General features: G+C 70.0%; 22 protein-coding genes and 3 tRNA genes. 15 read left to right on the top strand and 10 right to left on the bottom strand.

Annotated elements, in window-relative coordinates; translation table 11 throughout:
- Positions 1-135: 135 nt before the first annotated feature.
- From CP981_RS17570 to CP981_RS17545, 6 genes are all read right to left on the bottom strand, one after another.
- Entirely contained in the window at positions 136-369 is a 234-nt protein-coding gene (locus CP981_RS17570; protein WP_085924440.1) for a hypothetical protein, read from the bottom strand.
- A 26-nt stretch (positions 370-395) separates the two neighbouring features.
- On the bottom strand, positions 396-773 hold the full coding sequence (locus CP981_RS17565; protein WP_085924441.1) for an RRQRL motif-containing zinc-binding protein: 378 nt from the start codon (positions 771-773) through the stop codon (positions 396-398).
- Positions 773-2,512, bottom strand: a complete 1,740-nt coding sequence (locus CP981_RS17560) for a coiled-coil domain-containing protein (RefSeq protein ID WP_150522351.1) — start codon at positions 2,510-2,512, stop codon at positions 773-775. The genes CP981_RS17565 and CP981_RS17560 overlap by 1 nt, the downstream gene beginning before the upstream one ends.
- The gene (locus CP981_RS17555; RefSeq protein ID WP_150522350.1) at positions 2,509-3,015 is read right to left on the bottom strand and encodes a hypothetical protein; all 507 of its coding nucleotides are present in this window, start codon (positions 3,013-3,015) and stop codon (positions 2,509-2,511) included. Before CP981_RS17555 ends, CP981_RS17560 begins: the two co-directional genes overlap by 4 nt.
- Positions 3,012-3,281 carry a DUF6284 family protein gene (locus CP981_RS17550; protein ID WP_150522349.1) on the bottom strand — a complete coding sequence of 90 codons (270 nt, stop codon included), beginning with the start codon at positions 3,279-3,281 and terminating at the stop codon, positions 3,012-3,014. The genes CP981_RS17555 and CP981_RS17550 overlap by 4 nt, the downstream gene beginning before the upstream one ends.
- An 89-nt stretch (positions 3,282-3,370) precedes the next feature.
- Positions 3,371-3,823 (bottom strand): protein kilB, encoded by a 453-nt coding sequence (locus CP981_RS17545; RefSeq protein WP_150522348.1) that lies wholly within the window; start codon positions 3,821-3,823, stop codon positions 3,371-3,373.
- Between the two features lie 780 nt (positions 3,824-4,603).
- On the opposite strand from CP981_RS17545, the gene CP981_RS17540 reads away from it, so the two are divergent.
- Together CP981_RS17540 and CP981_RS17535 are read left to right on the top strand one after the other, a co-directional pair.
- Positions 4,604-5,377, top strand: a complete 774-nt coding sequence (locus CP981_RS17540) for a GntR family transcriptional regulator (RefSeq protein WP_085925669.1) — start codon at positions 4,604-4,606, stop codon at positions 5,375-5,377.
- Positions 5,374-5,943 carry a GNAT family N-acetyltransferase gene (locus CP981_RS17535; RefSeq protein WP_085925670.1) on the top strand — a complete coding sequence of 190 codons (570 nt, stop codon included), beginning with the start codon at positions 5,374-5,376 and terminating at the stop codon, positions 5,941-5,943. Before CP981_RS17540 ends, CP981_RS17535 begins: the two co-directional genes overlap by 4 nt.
- 400 nt (positions 5,944-6,343) lie before the next feature.
- On the opposite strand, the gene CP981_RS17530 is transcribed toward CP981_RS17535, so the two are convergent.
- Together CP981_RS17530 and CP981_RS17525 are read right to left on the bottom strand one after the other, a co-directional pair.
- Positions 6,344-7,006, bottom strand: a complete 663-nt coding sequence (locus CP981_RS17530) for an NAD(P)H-binding protein (RefSeq protein ID WP_085925671.1) — start codon at positions 7,004-7,006, stop codon at positions 6,344-6,346.
- A gap of 77 nt (positions 7,007-7,083) precedes the next feature.
- The gene (locus tag CP981_RS17525; RefSeq protein ID WP_085925672.1) at positions 7,084-8,346 is read right to left on the bottom strand and encodes an amidohydrolase family protein; all 1,263 of its coding nucleotides are present in this window, start codon (positions 8,344-8,346) and stop codon (positions 7,084-7,086) included.
- A 182-nt stretch (positions 8,347-8,528) separates the two neighbouring features.
- Between CP981_RS17525 and CP981_RS17520 the strand changes: the two genes are divergently transcribed.
- The 6 genes from CP981_RS17520 to CP981_RS17495 all read left to right on the top strand — a co-directional run bounded on the left by CP981_RS17520 (position 8,529) and on the right by CP981_RS17495 (position 11,064).
- Positions 8,529-8,601 (top strand) — tRNA-Thr (locus tag CP981_RS17520).
- Between the two features lie 46 nt (positions 8,602-8,647).
- Positions 8,648-8,720: transfer RNA gene (locus CP981_RS17515), tRNA-Met, on the top strand.
- An 89-nt stretch (positions 8,721-8,809) separates the two neighbouring features.
- A complete protein-coding gene (gene rpmG, locus CP981_RS17510; RefSeq protein ID WP_006604855.1) occupies positions 8,810-8,974 on the top strand; it encodes a 50S ribosomal protein L33 in 165 nt (54 codons plus the stop codon).
- 84 nt (positions 8,975-9,058) lie between these two features.
- Positions 9,059-9,511, top strand: coding sequence for a MaoC family dehydratase N-terminal domain-containing protein (locus CP981_RS17505; RefSeq protein ID WP_085925673.1), 453 nt, complete (start codon positions 9,059-9,061; stop codon positions 9,509-9,511).
- Between the two features lies 1 nt (position 9,512).
- On the top strand, positions 9,513-9,947 hold the full coding sequence (locus CP981_RS17500) for a MaoC family dehydratase (protein ID WP_042155818.1): 435 nt from the start codon (positions 9,513-9,515) through the stop codon (positions 9,945-9,947).
- 61 nt (positions 9,948-10,008) lie between these two features.
- On the top strand, positions 10,009-11,064 hold the full coding sequence (locus CP981_RS17495) for a UDP-N-acetylmuramate dehydrogenase (RefSeq protein ID WP_085925674.1): 1,056 nt from the start codon (positions 10,009-10,011) through the stop codon (positions 11,062-11,064).
- Positions 11,065-11,111: 47 nt separating this feature from the next.
- Here CP981_RS17495 and CP981_RS17490 read toward each other — a convergent pair whose 3' ends face one another.
- Positions 11,112-12,155, bottom strand: a complete 1,044-nt coding sequence (locus tag CP981_RS17490; RefSeq protein ID WP_085925675.1) for an adenosine deaminase — start codon at positions 12,153-12,155, stop codon at positions 11,112-11,114.
- Between the two features lie 136 nt (positions 12,156-12,291).
- A complete protein-coding gene (locus CP981_RS17485) occupies positions 12,292-13,527 on the bottom strand; it encodes a pyridoxal phosphate-dependent aminotransferase (protein ID WP_085925676.1) in 1,236 nt (411 codons plus the stop codon).
- Between the two features lie 183 nt (positions 13,528-13,710).
- Between CP981_RS17485 and CP981_RS17480 the strand changes: the two genes are divergently transcribed.
- From CP981_RS17480 to rplL, 7 genes are all read left to right on the top strand, one after another.
- Positions 13,711-13,783 (top strand) — tRNA-Trp (locus tag CP981_RS17480).
- Between the two features lie 108 nt (positions 13,784-13,891).
- Positions 13,892-14,188, top strand: a complete 297-nt coding sequence (gene secE / locus CP981_RS17475) for a preprotein translocase subunit SecE (protein WP_085925677.1) — start codon at positions 13,892-13,894, stop codon at positions 14,186-14,188.
- A gap of 73 nt (positions 14,189-14,261) precedes the next feature.
- Complete coding sequence (gene nusG, locus CP981_RS17470; protein WP_085925678.1) at positions 14,262-15,122, top strand: transcription termination/antitermination protein NusG; 861 nt, start codon at positions 14,262-14,264, stop codon at positions 15,120-15,122.
- Between the two features lie 168 nt (positions 15,123-15,290).
- The gene (rplK, locus tag CP981_RS17465; protein WP_085925679.1) at positions 15,291-15,725 is read left to right on the top strand and encodes a 50S ribosomal protein L11; all 435 of its coding nucleotides are present in this window, start codon (positions 15,291-15,293) and stop codon (positions 15,723-15,725) included.
- A gap of 82 nt (positions 15,726-15,807) precedes the next feature.
- Positions 15,808-16,524: a 50S ribosomal protein L1 gene (rplA, locus tag CP981_RS17460; protein ID WP_085925680.1), complete on the top strand. Its 717-nt coding sequence runs from the start codon at positions 15,808-15,810 to the stop codon at positions 16,522-16,524.
- 435 nt (positions 16,525-16,959) lie between these two features.
- A complete protein-coding gene (rplJ, locus tag CP981_RS17455) occupies positions 16,960-17,511 on the top strand; it encodes a 50S ribosomal protein L10 (RefSeq protein WP_042155838.1) in 552 nt (183 codons plus the stop codon).
- An 84-nt stretch (positions 17,512-17,595) separates the two neighbouring features.
- On the top strand, positions 17,596-17,982 hold the full coding sequence (rplL, locus tag CP981_RS17450) for a 50S ribosomal protein L7/L12 (protein ID WP_018090915.1): 387 nt from the start codon (positions 17,596-17,598) through the stop codon (positions 17,980-17,982).
- Positions 17,983-18,456 lie beyond the last annotated feature (474 nt).

Below are 18,456 nucleotides of genomic sequence, written 5' to 3'. Positions count from 1 at the left end.
ATTCGGGTGCCTTGGAGGGGGTTGTGGTGGTGGCTTCGGTGGTGGTGTCAGACACTGATGAAGCTCCTTCGGAGTGCACGACGGCGCCCCGGCCGGGCCGTAGGAAGCGGGCCGGGGCGCCAAACGCAGGCGGGCTCAGAGCTGATTGGGCTCCAGGGCGAAAAAGATGACGGTGGCCCCGGCGAGTTCCGGGTTCTCCGCCTCGATCCCGCTCTTGAGCACCGTGAACACGTCGTGGCGTGTGGCGCCGGCGGGCGGGGTGTAGGCCCCGTACCAGCTTCCCGAGACTCGGCCGGGCTTCTCCAGAGTGATCACCCACTGGTGAGTGCCCTGCTGCTGGGCGGTCTGGGTCTGGTTCTGGCTGGTCACAGCGAATCTCCTTGAATAAGCGGTTGTCAGGCGGCGAGGGAGGTTGCGTCCGCGCAGGTCACGCAGACGCCTAGCGAGTTGGGGATGATGTAGCCGCGGTCCAAGCCGCAGGAAGGGCAGAGGCGGCGGGCGGCGAGGGCCGCGTCGACGGCCGCCCACTTCGCCGGCGTCATCGGCCGGACCGGCTTGGCCAGGTCGATGCGGTAGAGGTAGGCGGCGCGGATGCCGCCGTGTGCGCGGCGCGAGCGCCACAGGATCTGTGCGGCGATCTCCTGTCCGCCCGGCCTCAGCCCTGCCGCGCGCAGCTGCGCGCGGGTGGCCAGACCGTCCGGGGCGAGGTGCCACGGGTAGGTGGGGACCCCGAACTTGGTGCCGTCGGGGTCCCAGAAGCGGGGCGCCGGCATCAGGCTGCGCTGGTCGCCGCGGTGCCGTTAACGGCGTGGTGCGCGGCTGCGCGCGGCTGGTGCGCGGCGAGCTGCGCGGCGCGCGCGGCACGGAAGTCCCGCAGCCAGTTCCGCGCGTTCCCGCCGTCCACACCGAACCGCTCGGCCAGGTCGGCCGCCGTCGGCTCGGCACGGCCTTCGGTGGCCGTCAGGGTGTGGAGGTAGTGCTGCCAGCCCTGCTCCTTGGCCGGCGACTTCCACACCGGCCCCTCCCCTGACACGGCCCCTTCCGGAGCCTGCGGGCGCAGGGCAGCCAGGTCGCCGCGCAGCCGGTCACGGATCAGTGTGGCTTCCTCAATGTCGCGGCTGACCTGCGCCAACTCGTCCTGCTGGCCGCTGGTCTCGTCGCGCGCCTGCTGCGCCTGGCGGGTGAGGGAGGACAGGACTTCCTGCTGCTCGGTGATGGCGCCGCGGACCTCTTCCAGGCCGGCCGCGGCCTCGGTCCGCAGCCGCTCGGCGTCGGCCTGCGCGGTCTTGAGGACCTCTGCCGCGCGCTGCCGCGCGTCCTGCTCGGCCTTCCGCGCGTCTTCCGCGCGCTGCCGCGCACCGCGCGCCTGCTCGGCCACCCCGGACTCGTCCTCAAGGGCCGCATCGCGCGCCTCTTGCACGCGGGCCAGCTCCTCCCGCGCGGCAGTCAGGGCCTCTTCCGCGCGCTGCCGCGCACCCTCCGCCTCCTGCCGCGCATCGTCGGCTTCCTCCCGCGCGGCCTCCGCGCGCTGCCGCGCGTCCTCGGCTTCCTCCGCCAGCGCGGAGGATTCGAGGCGCTGCGCTCCCGCCGTCACCGCCAGATCCTCGATCAGCGCCAGGACGGCCGTGGTGTCGGAGTAGTCCAGGCGCGCGACTTCCTCCGCGCGGGTCAGGGCGGCCAGCCGCCGCACCAGCGCCAGCGACTGCGCAGAATCGGTCGCCACGTCCGCACGGTCCAGGGCCTTTTGGGCCCGGCCCCGCAGCTTCTCCCGCCGACGCTCCACCCGCCGCGCCGCCCGAGGACGACCAGCAGGCGCACCGGCCTCCAGAGCCAGCCGCAGCCGGTAGACGCGCAGCGCCGCTCGCTGTGCCATCGCCGCGCGGGCGATGGCGGAGGAAGACGTGCGGGCGTCCAGGCCCAGCACAGCGAACAGGCCGGACCAGGCGTGCTGCCACAGCAACGCCACCAGCCGCGCGGGCCCCGGCCGCGCACCCTCCTCGTCCGCGTCCGGCTTCGGGCTGTGGAGCTTGCTGCGCAGCTGGAGTTCGATCAGCCACGCGGCCAGTGCCGGCACCGCGGCGAGCACCGGCCGGGCCCACCAGTTCGGGGCGTGGACGGCGTTCATCGCGCCGGAGAAGCCCACCAGGGTCCAGGCGGTGCGGTGCATCAGGTGCAGCTCCCGCGTCCAGCCGACCTGGGGGTCGGCGGTGCGGTAGAGCATCACCAGCAGCGTCATCTCCGCCGCGTCGAACACCGAGATGAACGCAACCGCGAGCAGCGTGGGCAGGTGCACGGTCTCGGTGGCAAAGCCCCACAGACCGTAGACGCTGACCGCGACACCGCCCAGCGCCACGATCGCCTGCGGGCCGATGCCCGACAGCCACGCGGACTTCCGCAGCCGTCCCACACCCCACATCGCCACCGCGACGGCGAGAAGCGCGCCAGCAAGCGGGACCGCCCAGGACAGCCAACCAGGCTGACCAGGCAGAAGGTTGGAGAGGTTCGGGATCATCCGGCATCACCGCCGTCCGCGACCGCCCACTTGCTCAGCGGCGAGATGCGCCAGACCGACTCCACAACCGGACGGTCGCTGGGGACCGTGCCCCAGGCGTCCGGGTCGATGCCGAAGGAGGCCGCGTGCCGCTTGGCCGCCGCCTCGTCGCGATGGAGGCTGTGGAGCTGCCCGTAGTGCAGCAGCACCACAGCCTCGGCCATGGCGTCCAGGTCGCCGCTCAGCGCGTCGATCCGCGCGGCCTGCTCAGTCACCGTCGCACGCGCGTCGGCGAGCTGGGCCTCCGTGCGCTCCAGGATCTCCCGGGCAATCTGCGCGTCGGCTCGGTTCGCCTCGGCCGCGCGCTCGGCGGCCTCCGCGTCGGTGGTCAGGATCCAGGCAGTGCGCAGGTGACCGGCGTAGGACGCATCCGCAGCAGCCTGCACCTCACGAGTGCGTTCGCGGTACCGGGCGACGTCCTCCTGGAGGGCAGCCAGCCGGGTCCGGGTGATGACGCGGATCATGCCGCCACCTCCGGCACGAACGCCGCAGCGGACCGGTTGGCGATCTCACGGCGCGCAGCCAGCACACGGCGCCGGGCCCGGCGCAGCCTGCGCTCATCCTCCTCGGACGGCGTCCGGTCCAGCGTGGCGATCTGCGCATCGAGCAGCTCGACCTCGGCGGAGATGAGCGGCATCTCCGCCTCGATCACCTCCAGCTCCGCGTCCGACGGGCCGCCGACGGGCGGGTTGGCCGTAACGAGCGCCTGAAGTGCAGCGATGGTCTTCATGGGTCGTGTACTCCTTCAACAGTGGGACGGCCCAAAGGCACCCCTCGGAGCGGCTACTCCGGGGGGTGCAGGCCGTTGCGGGTGGTGGATCAGGGACGGGACAGGACGCGCGCCGCCGTTCCGGCCAGGCAGTCGGCCGCATCGACGGCCGACTCCTGCCGGGCCGCCAGGACGACAGCGTTCGAGGCCCCGCGCATCTCGTACGTGGCGTGAACAGCGGCGTCCACCTCGGCACGGACCTGCGGCAGCAGCGCCATCAGGGCGACCTGCGGGGCGGTGACGGCGGACCGGGTGACGTGGCTGGCCTCACGGGCGGCAGCCACATCAGCCGGCGCCGCACCGGACAGCCGCAGGTCCTCGCGCACCCACATCGCGCGGCGGTGATCGGCCAGCGCGGTGCTCAGCTCGCACAGGGCCTTCAGGGCCCGGTCCCGCAGGGCCTCACGGCGCTGCGACCGAGCCGTGCAGTACTGCTGGACACCGACGACACCAGCACCCAGCACGGTGCCGATGACCGCGACAACGGCGGCAGCGATCTCCATCGAACTCCCCCTCTCGGGGCCGGGCTTCCGGCTCCCCTCAGCCCCGCCCGTACAGCGCGCAAGACGCGCGGGACGGGCGGAGGAGGCAACCGGCCGCCGCATCAAGTGCGGCGGAACCAGGTAGAAGCGGACCGGATCTCGTGCAGGCGCCGCCGGCCGGTCCATCAGGACGGCGCCCAGGTATGTCGTCGGGTCACACCGACCTCCCGCAGGAGCAGGGACACGGCTTCACCGATGTGCCGTTGCCACGGAGCATCGGTCCCGAGCCGGGAAAATCGGGCGCGTCATCGTCACTGCTCTGACGCCAGCAGGGCGGCTGCACGGGGTGGCACAGTTAGGGGTGTTCTCCAGAGCCGGTGCAGTGGCATGTGGTGCCGCCGACGACATCACCCGGTCGTCTCGGGGGCGATCTGTCTCATCTCGCCACGTGCGTTGGGGCCCCGCTGTACTGCTCCTACCGCCTGCCAAGCGCTAGAAGGAGAACGTCGTCCATCACGGCGGTTTGCCCCCGGACCCTCGCCCTAGGCACCTACCGCGACCGCCGCTCTCGCGTCAGCCCCGCACGATCACTGTTCAGTTCTCAAGCAACGACCGCTTCCTTTCGACCCGTGTCACGGGGCCGTCCGGGCGGCGCAGATCACGCAAACAGGCATGCTCAATGGTGCTGCACCGCCTGCGCAACTTGTAGGTACAAGCTGCTGGGAAAGATGCTGCCCTGTGATGCGAGTCTCGTCAAGCCACATGTACCAACAAGTTGAGCGAGTGCGTCATGATGGAGGCATGACTAAGCAGCCGAAGTACCGACAGGTGGCCGACGCCCTTCGGCGGGAGATCGTCAACGAGGTGTATCGCCCGGGTGAACGGCTGCCCTCTGAGAGCGAGCTGTCAGCGCGATTCGAAGCGTCCCGAAACACGATTCGGTCCGGACTGAGTCAGCTGGTCAGCGAGGGTCTGATCTCGTCCAGTCAAGGTCTCGGGTACGAGGTGCGGACGCATGAGGTCTTCGAGCTGAATGCATCCCGCTTCGAGAACCTGAGCTTCCCTCAGAACGGCGACGCGTACAGCACGGACGTGACCAATGCCGGTCGCCGGCCGCACCAATCGTTCCGGGTCGAGATCCTGACGACGCCGGCCGACATTGCCGAGCGGCTGAAGGTCGAGCCGGAATCCCGCGCAGTTCTGCGGTTCTGCCACCGCTTCGTGGACGACGTGCCGTGGTCGACGCAGGCTACGTACTACCCCTCCTGGCTCGCTGACAAAGCCCCGCGCCTGGCCGAGCCGGGGGACATCGCCGAGGGCACGACGCGGTACCTCGCCGGTCGAGGCGTTGAGCAGGTCGGCTACTTCGATGAGATCGCTACCCGGATGCCGACCCCCGATGAAGCGCGGCTACTGGAGATCGGTGCGGGCATTCCGATCCTCATCTGGACGCGTACGGGCTATTCGGCGGACCGCCCGATTCGCTGCACTGTCACCACGTTCCGCGGTGACCTCAACCGGATGAACTACGAGATCGGCGACCTCTCCGCCCGAAGCGAAAACGAGTCCCAGTGAAAATCACCCCAGCTCAGCCAGGCGACGTAGCCAAGCTGCTGGCCTTCCGCGAGGAAGCCGCAGCCTGGCTCACCCAGCTTGGAAGCGACCAGTGGCAGCGGCCATATCCGGCTGACCGCCTACTGGCCACGATCCGGCGCGGCACCGTCTTCATGGTGCTGGATGGGGATGCGACCGCCGCCACCATCACGCTCACGCCGGAAGCCGAGGACGGGCTCTGGACGGAGCAGGAACTTGGTGAGCCCTCCATGTTCGTCAACAAGCTCACCGTGGCCCGCACTCACTCGGGGCAAAACCTCGGCGGCCGACTACTCGACTGGGCGGGGGATCGGGCGTTCCGTGCCGGCGCCAACTGGCTGCGCCTCGACGCATGGACGTCCAACGACGCGCTACAGCGGTACTACCTTCAGCAGGGGTTCGAGCATGTGCGCACCGTGCGGGAGGGCGGGGCGGTCAACGGTGGCCCACGGGTCTCGGGGTGGCTGGCGCAGCGCCGAGCCGTACCCGCGGAGCACGGGTTCGATGACCTGGCACCGGCCCCGCCGAGCCTGCCAATTGGCCGCTGAACAGGGCTCTTGTGGGGCCCCTGTGGGGCATACGCACCCTCGACGAGTGAAAGCCCAGCTCAGGCACCCTCCCCTGAGTGGCCTGTAAATCTGCCGGCTCAGCCTTCCCAGGTTCGAATCCTGGCGCCGCCACAGGTTGTGAAGGGGCCCGTGACCAGCGTAAAAGCTGGTCACGGGCCCTTTCGTCATTTCCTGCCCCAGCAGTGCCGGGCGGCAACCCGCCTGCACAGGGACCAAACGCCGGCGAGGACCCGACGGCTTTCAGCCCCCCGGCGGCGCCGCTCCTGCCGCGCTCAGCAGTGAAACGGCCCCTGATCCGCGGAAACGTAGATCAGAGGCCGTTTCGTTGTGCCGTCTCTCCCCCCCGCGCACGGGCGGACGGAGCGGGCGGGCCCGCCCCTCAGCGCCCGGCCACCGCCCGCACCGCGTCCTCCACCGGTACCTCCCCGGCGATCAGCTCCAGCGTCCGGCCGGTGGTGCCCGGCTCGTCGAGCAGCGCCACCAGGACGGCCGCCACATCGTCCCGGGTCACCTCGCTGCGGCCGGTCGCATCGGCCAGCGCCACCAGGCCGGTGCCGGGGTCGTTGGTCAGCCGGCCCGGCCGCAGGATCGTCCAGTCCAGCCCGGCGCGGGCCCGTACGTCCGCGTCCGCGGCGCCCTTCGCCCGCAGGTACGCGGCGAAGACCGGGTCGGTGCCCTCGGGGGGCTCACGGTCCGCGCCCATGGACGAGACGACGAGGAAGCGCCGTACCCCGGCCGCCTCGGCCGCGTCCGCGAAGACCGCCGCCGCGCCGCGGTCCACCGTGTCCTTGCGTTCGATGCCGCTGCCCGGTCCCGCGCCCGCCGCGAAGACGGCCGCGTCGGCGCCCTCCATGTGCCGGGCGACATCCTCCACCGACGCCGACTCCAGGTCGCAGACCACCGGTTCGGCTCCCGCGGCCAGCACGTCACCGGCCTGTTCCGGCCGGCGGATGATGCCCGCGACCTCGTCCCCGCGCTTGGCGAGCAACCGCTCCAGCCGCAGCGCGATCTGACCATGTCCACCTGCGATGACAATGCGCATGATCCCGACCGTACGCCGAAGCGCCGCCGCGCCGTGCGGGACCGGCCGGGGGAGCGGCCGTTGTCCCCGCGCGCGGCTCAGCGCTGCGACTGCCGCGGCAGCTCCAGTGCCACCTCCGCCGCCGAGTCGCAGTACTCCCGCACCGCGCTGGTGCGGGCGACCACCCGCCCGCGGTGGATCACGATCCGGCTGTACGCGAGCGAGAGCACCCCGGCGATCCGCTCGCCCCGCACCGCCAGCAGCTCCGCGGGAAAGCCCGCCTCGACCCGTACCTCCGGCAGCCCCAGGGTCGCCCGCGCGGCCGAACTCACGCTCTCGTAGGCCGCCTCCGGCGTGGCCTCACCCAGAGAAGCCAGCAGATAAGCCGCCTCCAACGGGTCACCGCGCCCCACCGGATTCGCCACGTCCCGCAGCGCCCCGCTGCCCGCCGCCACCTGGACACCGGCCGCCCGCAGCAGCCGTACGGGCGCCGGCCGCGACACCCGCGAGCCGTACCGCTCCAGACCGGTGCAGTCGCCCTGCGGCAGACAGACGACGGCGACCCCGGCGGCCGCCAGCTGCTCGGCGACCCGCGCCGCCACGCTCCGCGGCATCCGCGCCATCCCGGCACACGGGCCGAGCGCGACGCCCGGCCGCAGCCCGCCCGACATCGCCGCGAACCGCGCCAGCCGCGCCGGATCGTCCCCGTCGGTGTGCAGATCCACCGGGCAGCCGTGCTCCCCGGCCAGCTCCAGGACCGTCTCGACGTACCCGGCCGGATCGGGGTCGAGGTCCGGGCAGCCGCCGATGACCGAGGCGCCCATCTTCACCGCGTCCCGCAGCATCGCCAGCCCGTCCGCCCCGGCCACCCCGGTCAGCACCCGCGGCACCGCGACCGCCGCCAGATCGGCCAGCCCGCGCAGCGACCGGCGCGCCTGGAGCACCGCCTCCAGTGAGCGCAGCCCCTGTACATCGCCGATCCTGACGTGGCTGCGGGAGGCGGTGGCGCCGTGCCCCAACTGGAGCAGCGCGGCCTCGGTCGTCCGGCGCTGCACGTCCTCGGGCGAACGGGAGGCGGGGCCGTCGGAGTCGGCGGTCAGGGCGGTGTCGCAGTGCGCGTGGGGTTCGGCGGGGGCGGGGAGCAGGAGGTAGCCGGCGAGGTCGACGCGGGCGCCCTGCGGGGCGAGGCTGCCGGCCGTCCCGACGGCCTCGATGCGTCCGCCGCCGAGCCGTACGTCCACCATCCGCCCGTCGGCGAGCCGGGCGCCGCACAACACCAGCGCACCGCTTTCCGACCTGGCGAACCGGCCGGGCCCGACGGGCTTTCCCGGCTGCGGCTGCGGCGAACTGCTGTCGGACATCGCGCTCCTCGAAGGCACCGGCGTGCAAGATCACGCAGCGTTCTTCCGAGCCTAGGCCGCAGCCGGGAGAGCGTTGCGCAGGCGCGAAATAGTCGTACCGGTGTGGTGCGCGGGGCCGCTGTGGCACGGCCCGGATACGGATTTCACGTTTGGCGGCGGGCCGTGTAATGTCTTCATCGCTCGCCCCAATAGCTCAGTCGGCAGAGCGTCTCCATGGTAAGGAGAAGGTCTACGGTTCGATTCCGTATTGGGGCTCTGATGTGTGAGGTTCCCGCCTTCGGGCGGGGCCCCCTCGCATCGCAGCGGTGTAGCTCAGTCGGTAGAGCAAGCGGCTCATAATCGCTGTGTCACCGGTTCAAGTCCGGTCACCGCTACTGACAGTAGCCGATTGTGGGGTCGGTCCTCCGATCGGCTACTCTTTTATGCGTTAATCCGACCACCCGTCCGTCCAAGGAGCACTCACGTGGCTGCCACCGACGTCCGCCCGAAGATCACGCTGGCCTGCGTGGAGTGCAAGGAGCGGAACTACATCACCAAGAAGAACCGGCGTAACGACCCGGACCGTCTTGAGATGAAGAAGCACTGCCCCCGTTGCAACTCGCACACCGCGCACCGCGAGACGCGATAACACAGGCTCGTCCGTGAGGCCGTCCCCATTCGTGGGGGCGGCCTCACGGCGTTGTCACCATCAGTACAGGGAGGTTGCGAGCCCATGGCGCTCGACCAGTCTTTTGTCGGACGCACGTACCCGCCCACCGACCCGTACGAGGTCGGCCGGGAAAAGATCCGCGAATTCGCCGAGGCGATCGGCGACTCCAACCCCGCTTACACCGACGCCGAAGCGGCCAAGGCACTCGGGTACTCCGATGTGATCGCACCGCCGACTTTTGTGTTCGCCATCACTTTCAAGGCCGCGGGCCAGGTCATCGAGGACCCGCAACTGGGCCTGGACTACAGCCGGGTGGTGCACGGCGACCAGAAATTCGCCTACACCCGTCCGGTGCGCAGCGGGGACCGGCTTTCCGTCACCTCCACCATCGAGGCCATCAAGACCATGGCGGGCAACGACATCATCGATATCCGCGGCGAGGTGCACGACGAAGCGGGCGAACACGTCGTGACCGCGTTCACCAAGCTGGTGGCCCGTGCCGCGAAGGAGGCCTGAGATGACCGCGAAGATTTCCTATGACGAGGTCGAGGTCGGCACGGAACTCCCGGCGCAGACCTTCCCGGTGAGCCGCGCCACGCTCGTCCGGTACGCGGGCGCCTCCGGTGACTTCAACCCGATCCACTGGAACGAGAAGTTCGCCAAGGAGGTCGGGCTGCCGGACGTCATCGCGCACGGCATGTTCACCATGGCCGAGGCGATCCGGGTGGTCACCGACTGGGCCGGGGACCCGGGCGCGGTCGCCGAATACGGGGTGCGCTTCACCAAGCCCGTCATCGTCCCCAACGACGAGACCGGCGCACTGATCGAGGTCAGCGCCAAGGTGGCCGCCAAGCTGGACGACGACGACCGTACGGTCCGCGTCGACCTCACCGCGATGAGCGCCGGCCAGAAGGTGCTGGGCATGTCCCGCGCCGTGGTCCGCCTCGCCTGAGCCGGGGCCGCCGGGGGCGTCCGGCCGAGCGCTGTCGGACCGCCCCCGTACCCTTGGGCGCGTGCAGGAACTCCACGACGCCCCCCTCGCCCCGCTGACCACCTTCCGCCTCGGCGGCCCGGCCACCCGCCTCGTCACGGCCACCACCGACGACGAGGTGATCGCGGCCGTCCGTGCGGCCGACGACACCGGCACCCCGCTGCTGATCATCGGCGGCGGCAGCAACCTCGTCATCGGCGACAAGGGCTTCGACGGCACGGCTCTGCGCATCGCCACCCGTGGCTTCGCGCTCGACGGCACGACCCTCACGCTCGCCGCGGGGGAGAACTGGTCCGACGCGGTCGCCCGCACGGTCGAGGCCGGACTGGCCGGTGTGGAGTGCCTGGCCGGTATCCCCGGCTCCGCGGGCGCCACCCCGATCCAGAACGTGGGCGCGTACGGCCAGGAGGTCTCCGCCACGATCACCGAGGTCGTCGCCTACGACCGCCGCCTCGGCGAGACCGTCACGATCCCCAGCGCGGAGTGCGGCTTCTCCTACCGCCACAGCCGCTTCAAGCAGCACCCCGACCGGTTCGTGGTGCTGCGGGTGCGCTTCGCCCTGGAGGACGCCGGGGGCCTCTCCGCGCCCCTGAAGTACCCCGAGACCGCCCGCGCCCTCGGCGTGGAGGCCGGCGACCGGGTCCCGGCCGCCGTCGCCCGGGAGACCGTGCTGGCCCTGCGCGCCGGCAAGGGCATGGTGCTGGACCCCGAGGACCACGACACCTGGTCGGCGGGCTCGTTCTTCACCAACCCGATCCTCACCGAGGCCGAACACGCCGTCTTCCTCGGCCGCGTCCGGGACCGCCTCGGCCCCGACGTCGCCCCGCCGGCCTTCCCGGCCGGCGACGGCCTGGTGAAGACCTCCGCGGCCTGGCTCATCGACCGGGCCGGCTTCACCAAGGGCTACGGCAGCGGCCCCGCCCGCATCTCCACCAAGCACACCCTCGCGCTCACCAACCGCGGCACGGCCACCACCGAGGACCTGCTCGCGCTGGCCCGCGAGGTCCGCGACGGCGTGCACGCGGCCTTCGGCGTCACGCTCGTCAACGAACCGGTCACGGTCGGCGTCAGCCTCTAGCCGATCTCCAGCAGCCTCTGACGGGCCCTGGGCGGCCCCTGGCGCCGCTACGCGGCCAGCCAGGCGTCGATCTCCGCCAGCAGCCGCTGCTGCTCGTCCTGCGGCGCGCAGGAGCCGCGGACCGACTGCCGGGCCAGCTCGGCCAGTTCGGCGTCGGTGAAGCCGTGTGCGGTGCGGGCGATCTCGTACTGCGCGGCCAGCCGCGCGCCGAACAGCAGCGGATCGTCCGCCCCCAGCGCCATCGGCACGCCCGCGTCGAAGAGCGCCCGCAGCGGCACGTCCTCCGGCTTCTCGTAGACCCCCAGCGCCACATTCGACGCGGGGCACACCTCGCAGGTCACCCCGCGCGAGGCCAGCCGGCTCAACAGCACGGGATCCTCCGCGGCCCGTACGCCGTGCCCGACGCGGCCGGCGTGCAGATCGTCCAGACAGTCCCGGACGCTCGCCGGCCCCGACAGCTCACCGCCGTGCGGCGCCGCCAGCAGGCCGCCCTCCCGGGCGATGGCGAAGGCGCGGTCGAAGTCCCGGGCGAAACCCCGGCGTTCGTCGTTGGACAGCCCGAAGCCGATCACGCCGCGGTCGGCGTAGCGCACCGCGAGACGCGCCAGCGTACGGGCGTCCAGGGGGTGCTTCATCCGGTTCGCGGCCACCAGGACACGGATACCGAGCCCGGTGTCCCGGGAGGCGCTGTACACCGCGTCCAGGATGATCTCCAGGGCCGGGATCAGCCCGCCCAGCCGCGGGGCGTACGAGGTCGGGTCGACCTGGATCTCCAGCCAGCGCGACCCGTCCCGGACATCCTCCTCGGCGGCCTCGCGCACCAGCCGCTGGATGTCCTCGGGCGTCCGCAGACACGACCGCGCGATGTCGTACAGCCGCTGGAAACGGAACCAGCCGCGCTCGTCCGTGGCTCTGAGCTGGGGAGGTTCACCGCTCCGCAGCGCCTCCGGCAGATGGACGCCGTACTTGTCGGCGAGGTCCAGCAGGGTCTCGGACCGCATCGAACCGGTGAAGTGCAGGTGCAGATGGGCCTTCGGCAATCGGCGCAGGTCTCGGATGGCGGCTTCGCCGCGGGCACGAACGCTCTCCATCCGAAGATCTTGCCGTATAGGAGCGGCCGCCGGTAGGGCCTTTCCCGAAGGGGTGTCCGGCGGAACGGGCGAGCGGGCGGCCGGACCCTCGTCCGGCCGCCCGCTCCTGTCCACTTACGAAAATCCGTAGGTGACGCTACTTGGCCTCCGCCAGCAGCTTCTGGATCCGCGACACGCCCTCGACCAGGTCCTCGTCGCCCAGCGCATACGAAAGCCGCAGGTAGCCGGGGGTGCCGAAGGCCTCACCCGGGACGACGGCGACCTCCGCCTCCTCCAGGATCAGCTCGGCCAGCTCGACGCTGGTCTGCGGGCGCTTCCCGCGGATCTCCTTGCCCAGGAGCTCCTTGACCGACGGGTAGGCGTAGAACGCGCCCTCCGGCTCCGGGCACAGCACCCCGTCGATCTCGTTGAGCATCCGCACGATGGTCTTGCGGCGCCGGTCGAAGGCGACCTTCATCTCCTCGACGGCCGTCAGATCCCCGGAGACCGCCGCGATGGCCGCGGCCTGCGCGACGTTGGAGACGTTGGACGTGGCGTGCGACTGGAGGTTCGTGGCGGCCTTGATGACGTCCTTGGGGCCGATCGCCCAGCCCACCCGCCAGCCGGTCATCGCGTAGGTCTTCGCCACCCCGTTGACGATGATGCACTTCTCGCGCAGCTCGGGCACGACCACCGGCAGCGACGAGAACGCGGCGTCGCCGTAGACCAGGTGCTCGTAGATCTCGTCGGTCAGCACCCACAGGCCGTGCTCGGCGGCCCAGCGGCCGACCGCCTCGACCTGCTCGCGGCTGTAGACCGCGCCGGTCGGGTTCGACGGCGAGACGAACAGCAGCACCTTGGTGCGGTCCGTGCGGGCCGCCTCCAGCTGCTCCACGGTCACCCGGTAGCCGGTGGTCTCGTCCGCGACGACATCGACCGGCACCCCGCCGGCCAGACGGATCGACTCGGGGTACGTGGTCCAGTACGGCGCCGGGACGATGACCTCGTCGCCCGGGTCGAGGATCGCCGCGAACGCCTCGTAGATCGCCTGCTTGCCGCCGTTCGTCACCAGGACGTTCGCGGGCTCGATCTCGTAGCCGGAGTCGCGCAGCGTCTTCGCGGCGATCGCGGTCTTCAGCTCGGGGAGGCCGCCGGCCGGGGTGTAGCGGTGGTACTTCGGGTTGCGGCAGGCCTCGATCGCCGCCTCGACGATGTAGTCGGGCGTCGGGAAGTCGGGCTCACCGGCGCCGAAGCCGATCACCGGGCGTCCGGCGGCCTTGAGGGCCTTCGCCTTGGCGTCGACGGCGAGGGTCGCGGACTCGGAAATCGCACCGACCCGGGCCGAGACGCGGCGGTCGGCAGGGGACGAAGCGGGAGGAGTGGCAGCGCTCATACCTGCATCGTCCCAGACCCCCGACAAGCCCGGCGCACGCATCGGCGGGCACCACCCGGGACGTTTCTGTTCGACGCCCGGCCCTGAAGCACGTACACTCGCTGATCGTTGGCTCCCGACAGGTCGCCGCGGTGCACGCACGTAGTGCAGTCAGCCGCATGCGGTAGGTTGGGGGAACCACAAAGGGTCGTAGCTCAATTGGTAGAGCACTGGTCTCCAAAACCAGCGGTTGGGGGTTCAAGTCCCTCCGGCCCTGCTACACGCACTTCGTCACCACAGTGCGTGCACGCGTACGTATGAAATGCACCGCCGTGCGGCTCAACCGGGCGCGGCACGGCCACGACCCGGATTCAGGTGAGGACGAGTGACGGACGCCCTGGGCTCCATCGACATGCCTGAGCGCGGTCGTTCCGAGGACGAAACCGCGGACTCCCAGAAGAAGCCCCGTCGCGGCGGCAAGCGCGGCAAGAAGGGCCCCTTCGCGCGTCTCGCGCTCTTCTACCGCCAGGTCGTGGCGGAACTCCGCAAGGTCGTCTGGCCCTCGCGCAGCCAGCTGTCGACGTACACCAGCGTGGTGATCGTCTTCGTTGTCATCATCATCGGTCTCGTAACCGTGATTGACTTGGGAATCAACCGAGTCGTCGGGTACGTCTTCGGCTGATCCCGCGGAGGGCGCCTCAGCGGGCGCCCATTTCGCATGTTCAACCCCTTGAAGCCAGGAAGAAGCAGCCACCGTGTCTGACCCGAACCTGAACGACGCCGCCGACTCCGCCGAGACGGCAGCGGCCGACGTGGACGCGGCTGCCTCGGCCGAGGTCCAGGGCGACGACACCGAACTCGAGATCGTCCAGGCCGCCGACGAGACCGACGAGCTGGACGCCGAGGAAGCCGCCGCCGGTGAGCCCGCCGAGGTCGCCGCGGTGCACGTCGAGGACGAGGACGAGGCCGTCGCTGAAGCCGCAGAGAAAGAGGAGCCGGTCGACCCGGTGGCCGCCCTCCGCGACGAACTCCGCGGCCTCCCCGGTGAGTGGTACGTCATCCACACCTACGCGGGTTACGAGAACCGCGTGAAGACCAACCTCGAGCAGCGTGCCGTTTCGCTGAACGTCGAGGACTACATCTTCCAGGCCGAGGTGCCGCAGGAAGAGGTCGCCCAGATCAAGAACGGCGAGCGCAAGACCATTCGCCAGAACAAGCTCCCGGGCTACGTTCTCGTGCGCATGGACCTGACGAACGAGTCCTGGGGCGTCGTCCGCAACACCCCGGGCGTCACGGGCTTCGTCGGCAACGCCTACGACCCCTACCCGCTGACGCTGGACGAGATCGTCAAGATGCTCGCCCCGGAGGCCGAGGAGAAGGCCGCCAAGGAGGCCGCCGCGGCCGAGGGCAAGCCGGCGCCGTCCCGCAAGGTCGAGGTCCAGGTGCTGGACTTCGAGGTGGGCGACTCCGTCACCGTCACCGACGGCCCGTTCGCGACGCTCCAGGCCACGATCAACGAGATCAACGCCGACTCGAAGAAGGTCAAGGGCCTCGTCGAGATCTTCGGCCGCGAGACCCCGGTCGAGCTGAGCTTCGACCAGATCCAGAAGAACTAGGTTCTTCCGGACCACCAGCCAAATCGACCAGGTCAGACGGGCTCATAGCCGGTCTGACCTGCTCGGTTTTTGGCCGCACGACTATACCCGTTATCGTTGTGCGGTATGCCTCCATCCGGATGACCGGATGGATCGGCGAAACACCTCTCACTAGGACCCGGAGAGAGCATGCCTCCCAAGAAGAAGAAGGTCACGGGGCTTATCAAGCTCCAGATCCAGGCCGGTGCCGCAAACCCGGCTCCGCCGGTCGGCCCCGCGCTGGGTCAGCACGGCGTCAACATCATGGAGTTCTGCAAGGCCTACAACGCCGCGACCGAGTCGCAGCGTGGCATGGTCGTGCCGGTGGAGATCACGGTCTACGAGGACCGTTCCTTCACCTTCATCACCAAGACCCCGCCGGCCGCGAAGCTCATCCTGAAGGCCGCGGGCGTGGAGAAGGGCTCCGGCGAGCCGCACAAGACCAAGGTCGCCAAGATCACCGAGGCGCAGGTCCGCGAGATCGCCACCACCAAGATGCCCGACCTGAACGCCAACGACCTGGACGCCGCGTCGAAGATCATCGCCGGCACCGCCCGTTCCATGGGCATCACGGTCGAGGGCTGATCCCAGCCCTTCAGGCACCACCCGTGGCAGGACCAGGCGCTGGTCCGCACCACGACTCCACCCCACTGCATCAGGAGCAGAAGTGAAGCGCAGCAAGACTCTTCGCACCGCGGACGCGAAGATCGACCGGGAGCGTCTGTACGCCCCCCTCGAGGCCGTCCGTCTCGCCAAGGACACCGCGTCCGTCAAGTTCGACGCGACCGTCGAGGTCGCCATGCGTCTGGGTGTCGACCCGCGCAAGGCGGACCAGATGGTCCGTGGCACCGTGAACCTCCCGCACGGCACCGGTAAGACCGCCCGGGTCCTGGTCTTCGCGACCGGTGACCGTGCTGCGGCCGCGGAAGCCGCCGGCGCCGACATCGTCGGCTCGGACGAACTGATCGACGAGGTCTCCAAGGGCCGTCTGGACTTCGACGCCGTCGTCGCCACCCCGGACCTCATGGGCAAGGTCGGCCGCCTCGGCCGCGTGCTCGGTCCGCGTGGTCTGATGCCGAACCCGAAGACCGGCACCGTCACCCCGGATGTCGCCAAGGCTGTCACCGACATCAAGGGCGGCAAGATCGAGTTCCGCGTGGACAAGCACGCGAACCTCCACTTCATCATCGGCAAGGTCTCCTTCGACGAGGCCAAGCTGGTGGAGAACTACGCCGCGGCGCTCGAGGAGATCAACCGCCTCAAGCCGTCCGCCGCCAAGGGCCGCTACATCAAGAAGGCCACCATCACCACCACGATGGGCCCTGGCATCCCGGTGGACTCCAACCGCACCCGCAACCTCCTCGTCGAGGACGAGGCCGTCTGATCTTCCCGATCGGCGCCTCGTAGCGTGTGACCACTGTCGTCAGGCCCCGCTCTCCCGCAAGGAGGGCGGGGCCTGACGCATGCTGTGCCGCCCTCAGCGGCCACGTAGGCCCCTGAAGAAAGGGGCGGGGCGGAGGGCGCGCTCCAGCAGCCGGGAGCGCGGCCGGTGCCCCCTCTCGGTCGATTTGCCTGACGCAGGGCTCTCCCGTACCGTATGCGGAAGCCAAAGACCGCTGGTTGTCTCTGTGCGCCCGATCCCGGGTGTGCAGTGGCCGAAGGATCCGCTAGCTGCGGACGGCCTGCGCAGGTGTGTGTGGATGAACTCCCGGGCAGATTTCTGTCTTGGTCGAGTACGCCCCGTGCGCCTGCGCCGGGGCGTTTGTTTTGCCCAGCCCCTTCTGCGCGGTCCTCATCACCCGGAAGGAGGCCGAGGCTCATGGCGACGTCTGACAAGATCGCAGCCGTTGAGGAGATCACTTCTAAGCTCCGTGACTCCAACGCAGCTGTTGTGACTTCTTACACCGGACTGACTGTGGCGCAGCTCAAGGAGCTGCGTCGTTCTCTCGGCGAGAACGCTCAGTACCGTGTGGTGAAGAACACGCTGACCAAGATCGCGGCCCAGGAGGCCGGGATTCAGCTGGACGAGCACCTCAAGGGCTCGACCGCTGTTGCTTTCGTGACCGGTGACCCGGTCACGGCGGCGAAGGGTCTGCGTGACTTCGCCAAGGAAAACCCCTCTCTCGTCATCAAGGGCGGTGTCCTTGAAGGCAAGGCGCTGTCCGCCGACGAGATCAAGAAGCTTGCGGACCTCGAGTCCCGTGAGGTTCTGCTCGCCAAGCTGGCGGGTGGCATGAAGGCGTCCATGGCCAAGGCCGCGGCGACCTTCCAGGCCCCCCTCACGAAGTTCGCCCGCACCGCGGACGCGCTTCGCAGCAAGGTCGAGCAGGGCGGTGCCGGTACGCCGGCTCCCGCCGAGGCTGCCGAGTAATCACTCGGACGCCCAGCGGGCCCGTAGTACGCCCGCCAGACATGTACATCCGGCACCAGCCGAATTAGTGGAAGGACCGCCACCATGGCGAAGCTCAGCCAGGAAGACCTGCTCGCGCAGTTCGAGGAGATGACCCTCATCGAGCTCTCCGAGTTCGTGAAGCTCTTCGAGGAGAAGTTCGACGTCGAGGCCGCCGCCCCGGTCGCCGTTGCCGCCGCCGGCGCCCCGGGTGCCCCGGCCGCCGCCGAGGCCGAGGAGCAGGACGAGTTCGACGTCATCCTCACCGGTGCGGGCGACAAGAAGATCCAGGTCATCAAGGTCGTGCGTGAGCTGACCTCCCTGGGCCTGAAGGAGGCCAAGGACCTCGTCGACGGCACCCCGAAGCCGGTCCTCGAGAAGGTCGCCAAGGACGCCGCCGAGAAGGCCGCCGAGTCCCTCAAGGGCGCAGGCGCCTCCGTCGAGGTCAAGTGACCCCACTGAGTCTCTGACTCACGTCCACAGCGCCTCTGGCGCGCCGGACACCAGCGAAGGGCGATCACCCATGCGGGTGGTCGCCCTTCGGCGTGCTCGCCACGGCTGCGTTGTCTCGCGCCTGCGTGCGAGTATGGTGATCATCGTTGCCCGGACGTGCCCCCATGTGACGATCTCGCAGAGGTGGGGGGCCTTGACGAACCGGACGCGGCGCGCAATTCTCGGGACGCGACGCAGAAGCGATCCAGGGTTCGAGGCATGGATCGCGGACGAAGAGGGAAGCATCGGTGTGCGCCACTGGCGCAGGGCTTTCGGCAGGCGCAGGGCATTGAGACGAACAAATGAGGGCTTCCTCCGGTGCGGAGGGCATGACCTCCCGGAGGGAGAAGATCGGTATCACGGTGCTGAACCGGTCTCCGGAACCTCGCTCTGGACATCAGTGTGCCAAGTGGCTACACTGACCCTTTGCGCTGC

Source organism: Streptomyces platensis, assembly GCF_008704855.1.
Lineage (GTDB): Bacteria > Actinomycetota > Actinomycetes > Streptomycetales > Streptomycetaceae > Streptomyces > Streptomyces platensis.
Note: the sequence above shows the minus strand (reverse complement) of the source record. Positions and strands in the feature narration are given on the sequence as shown.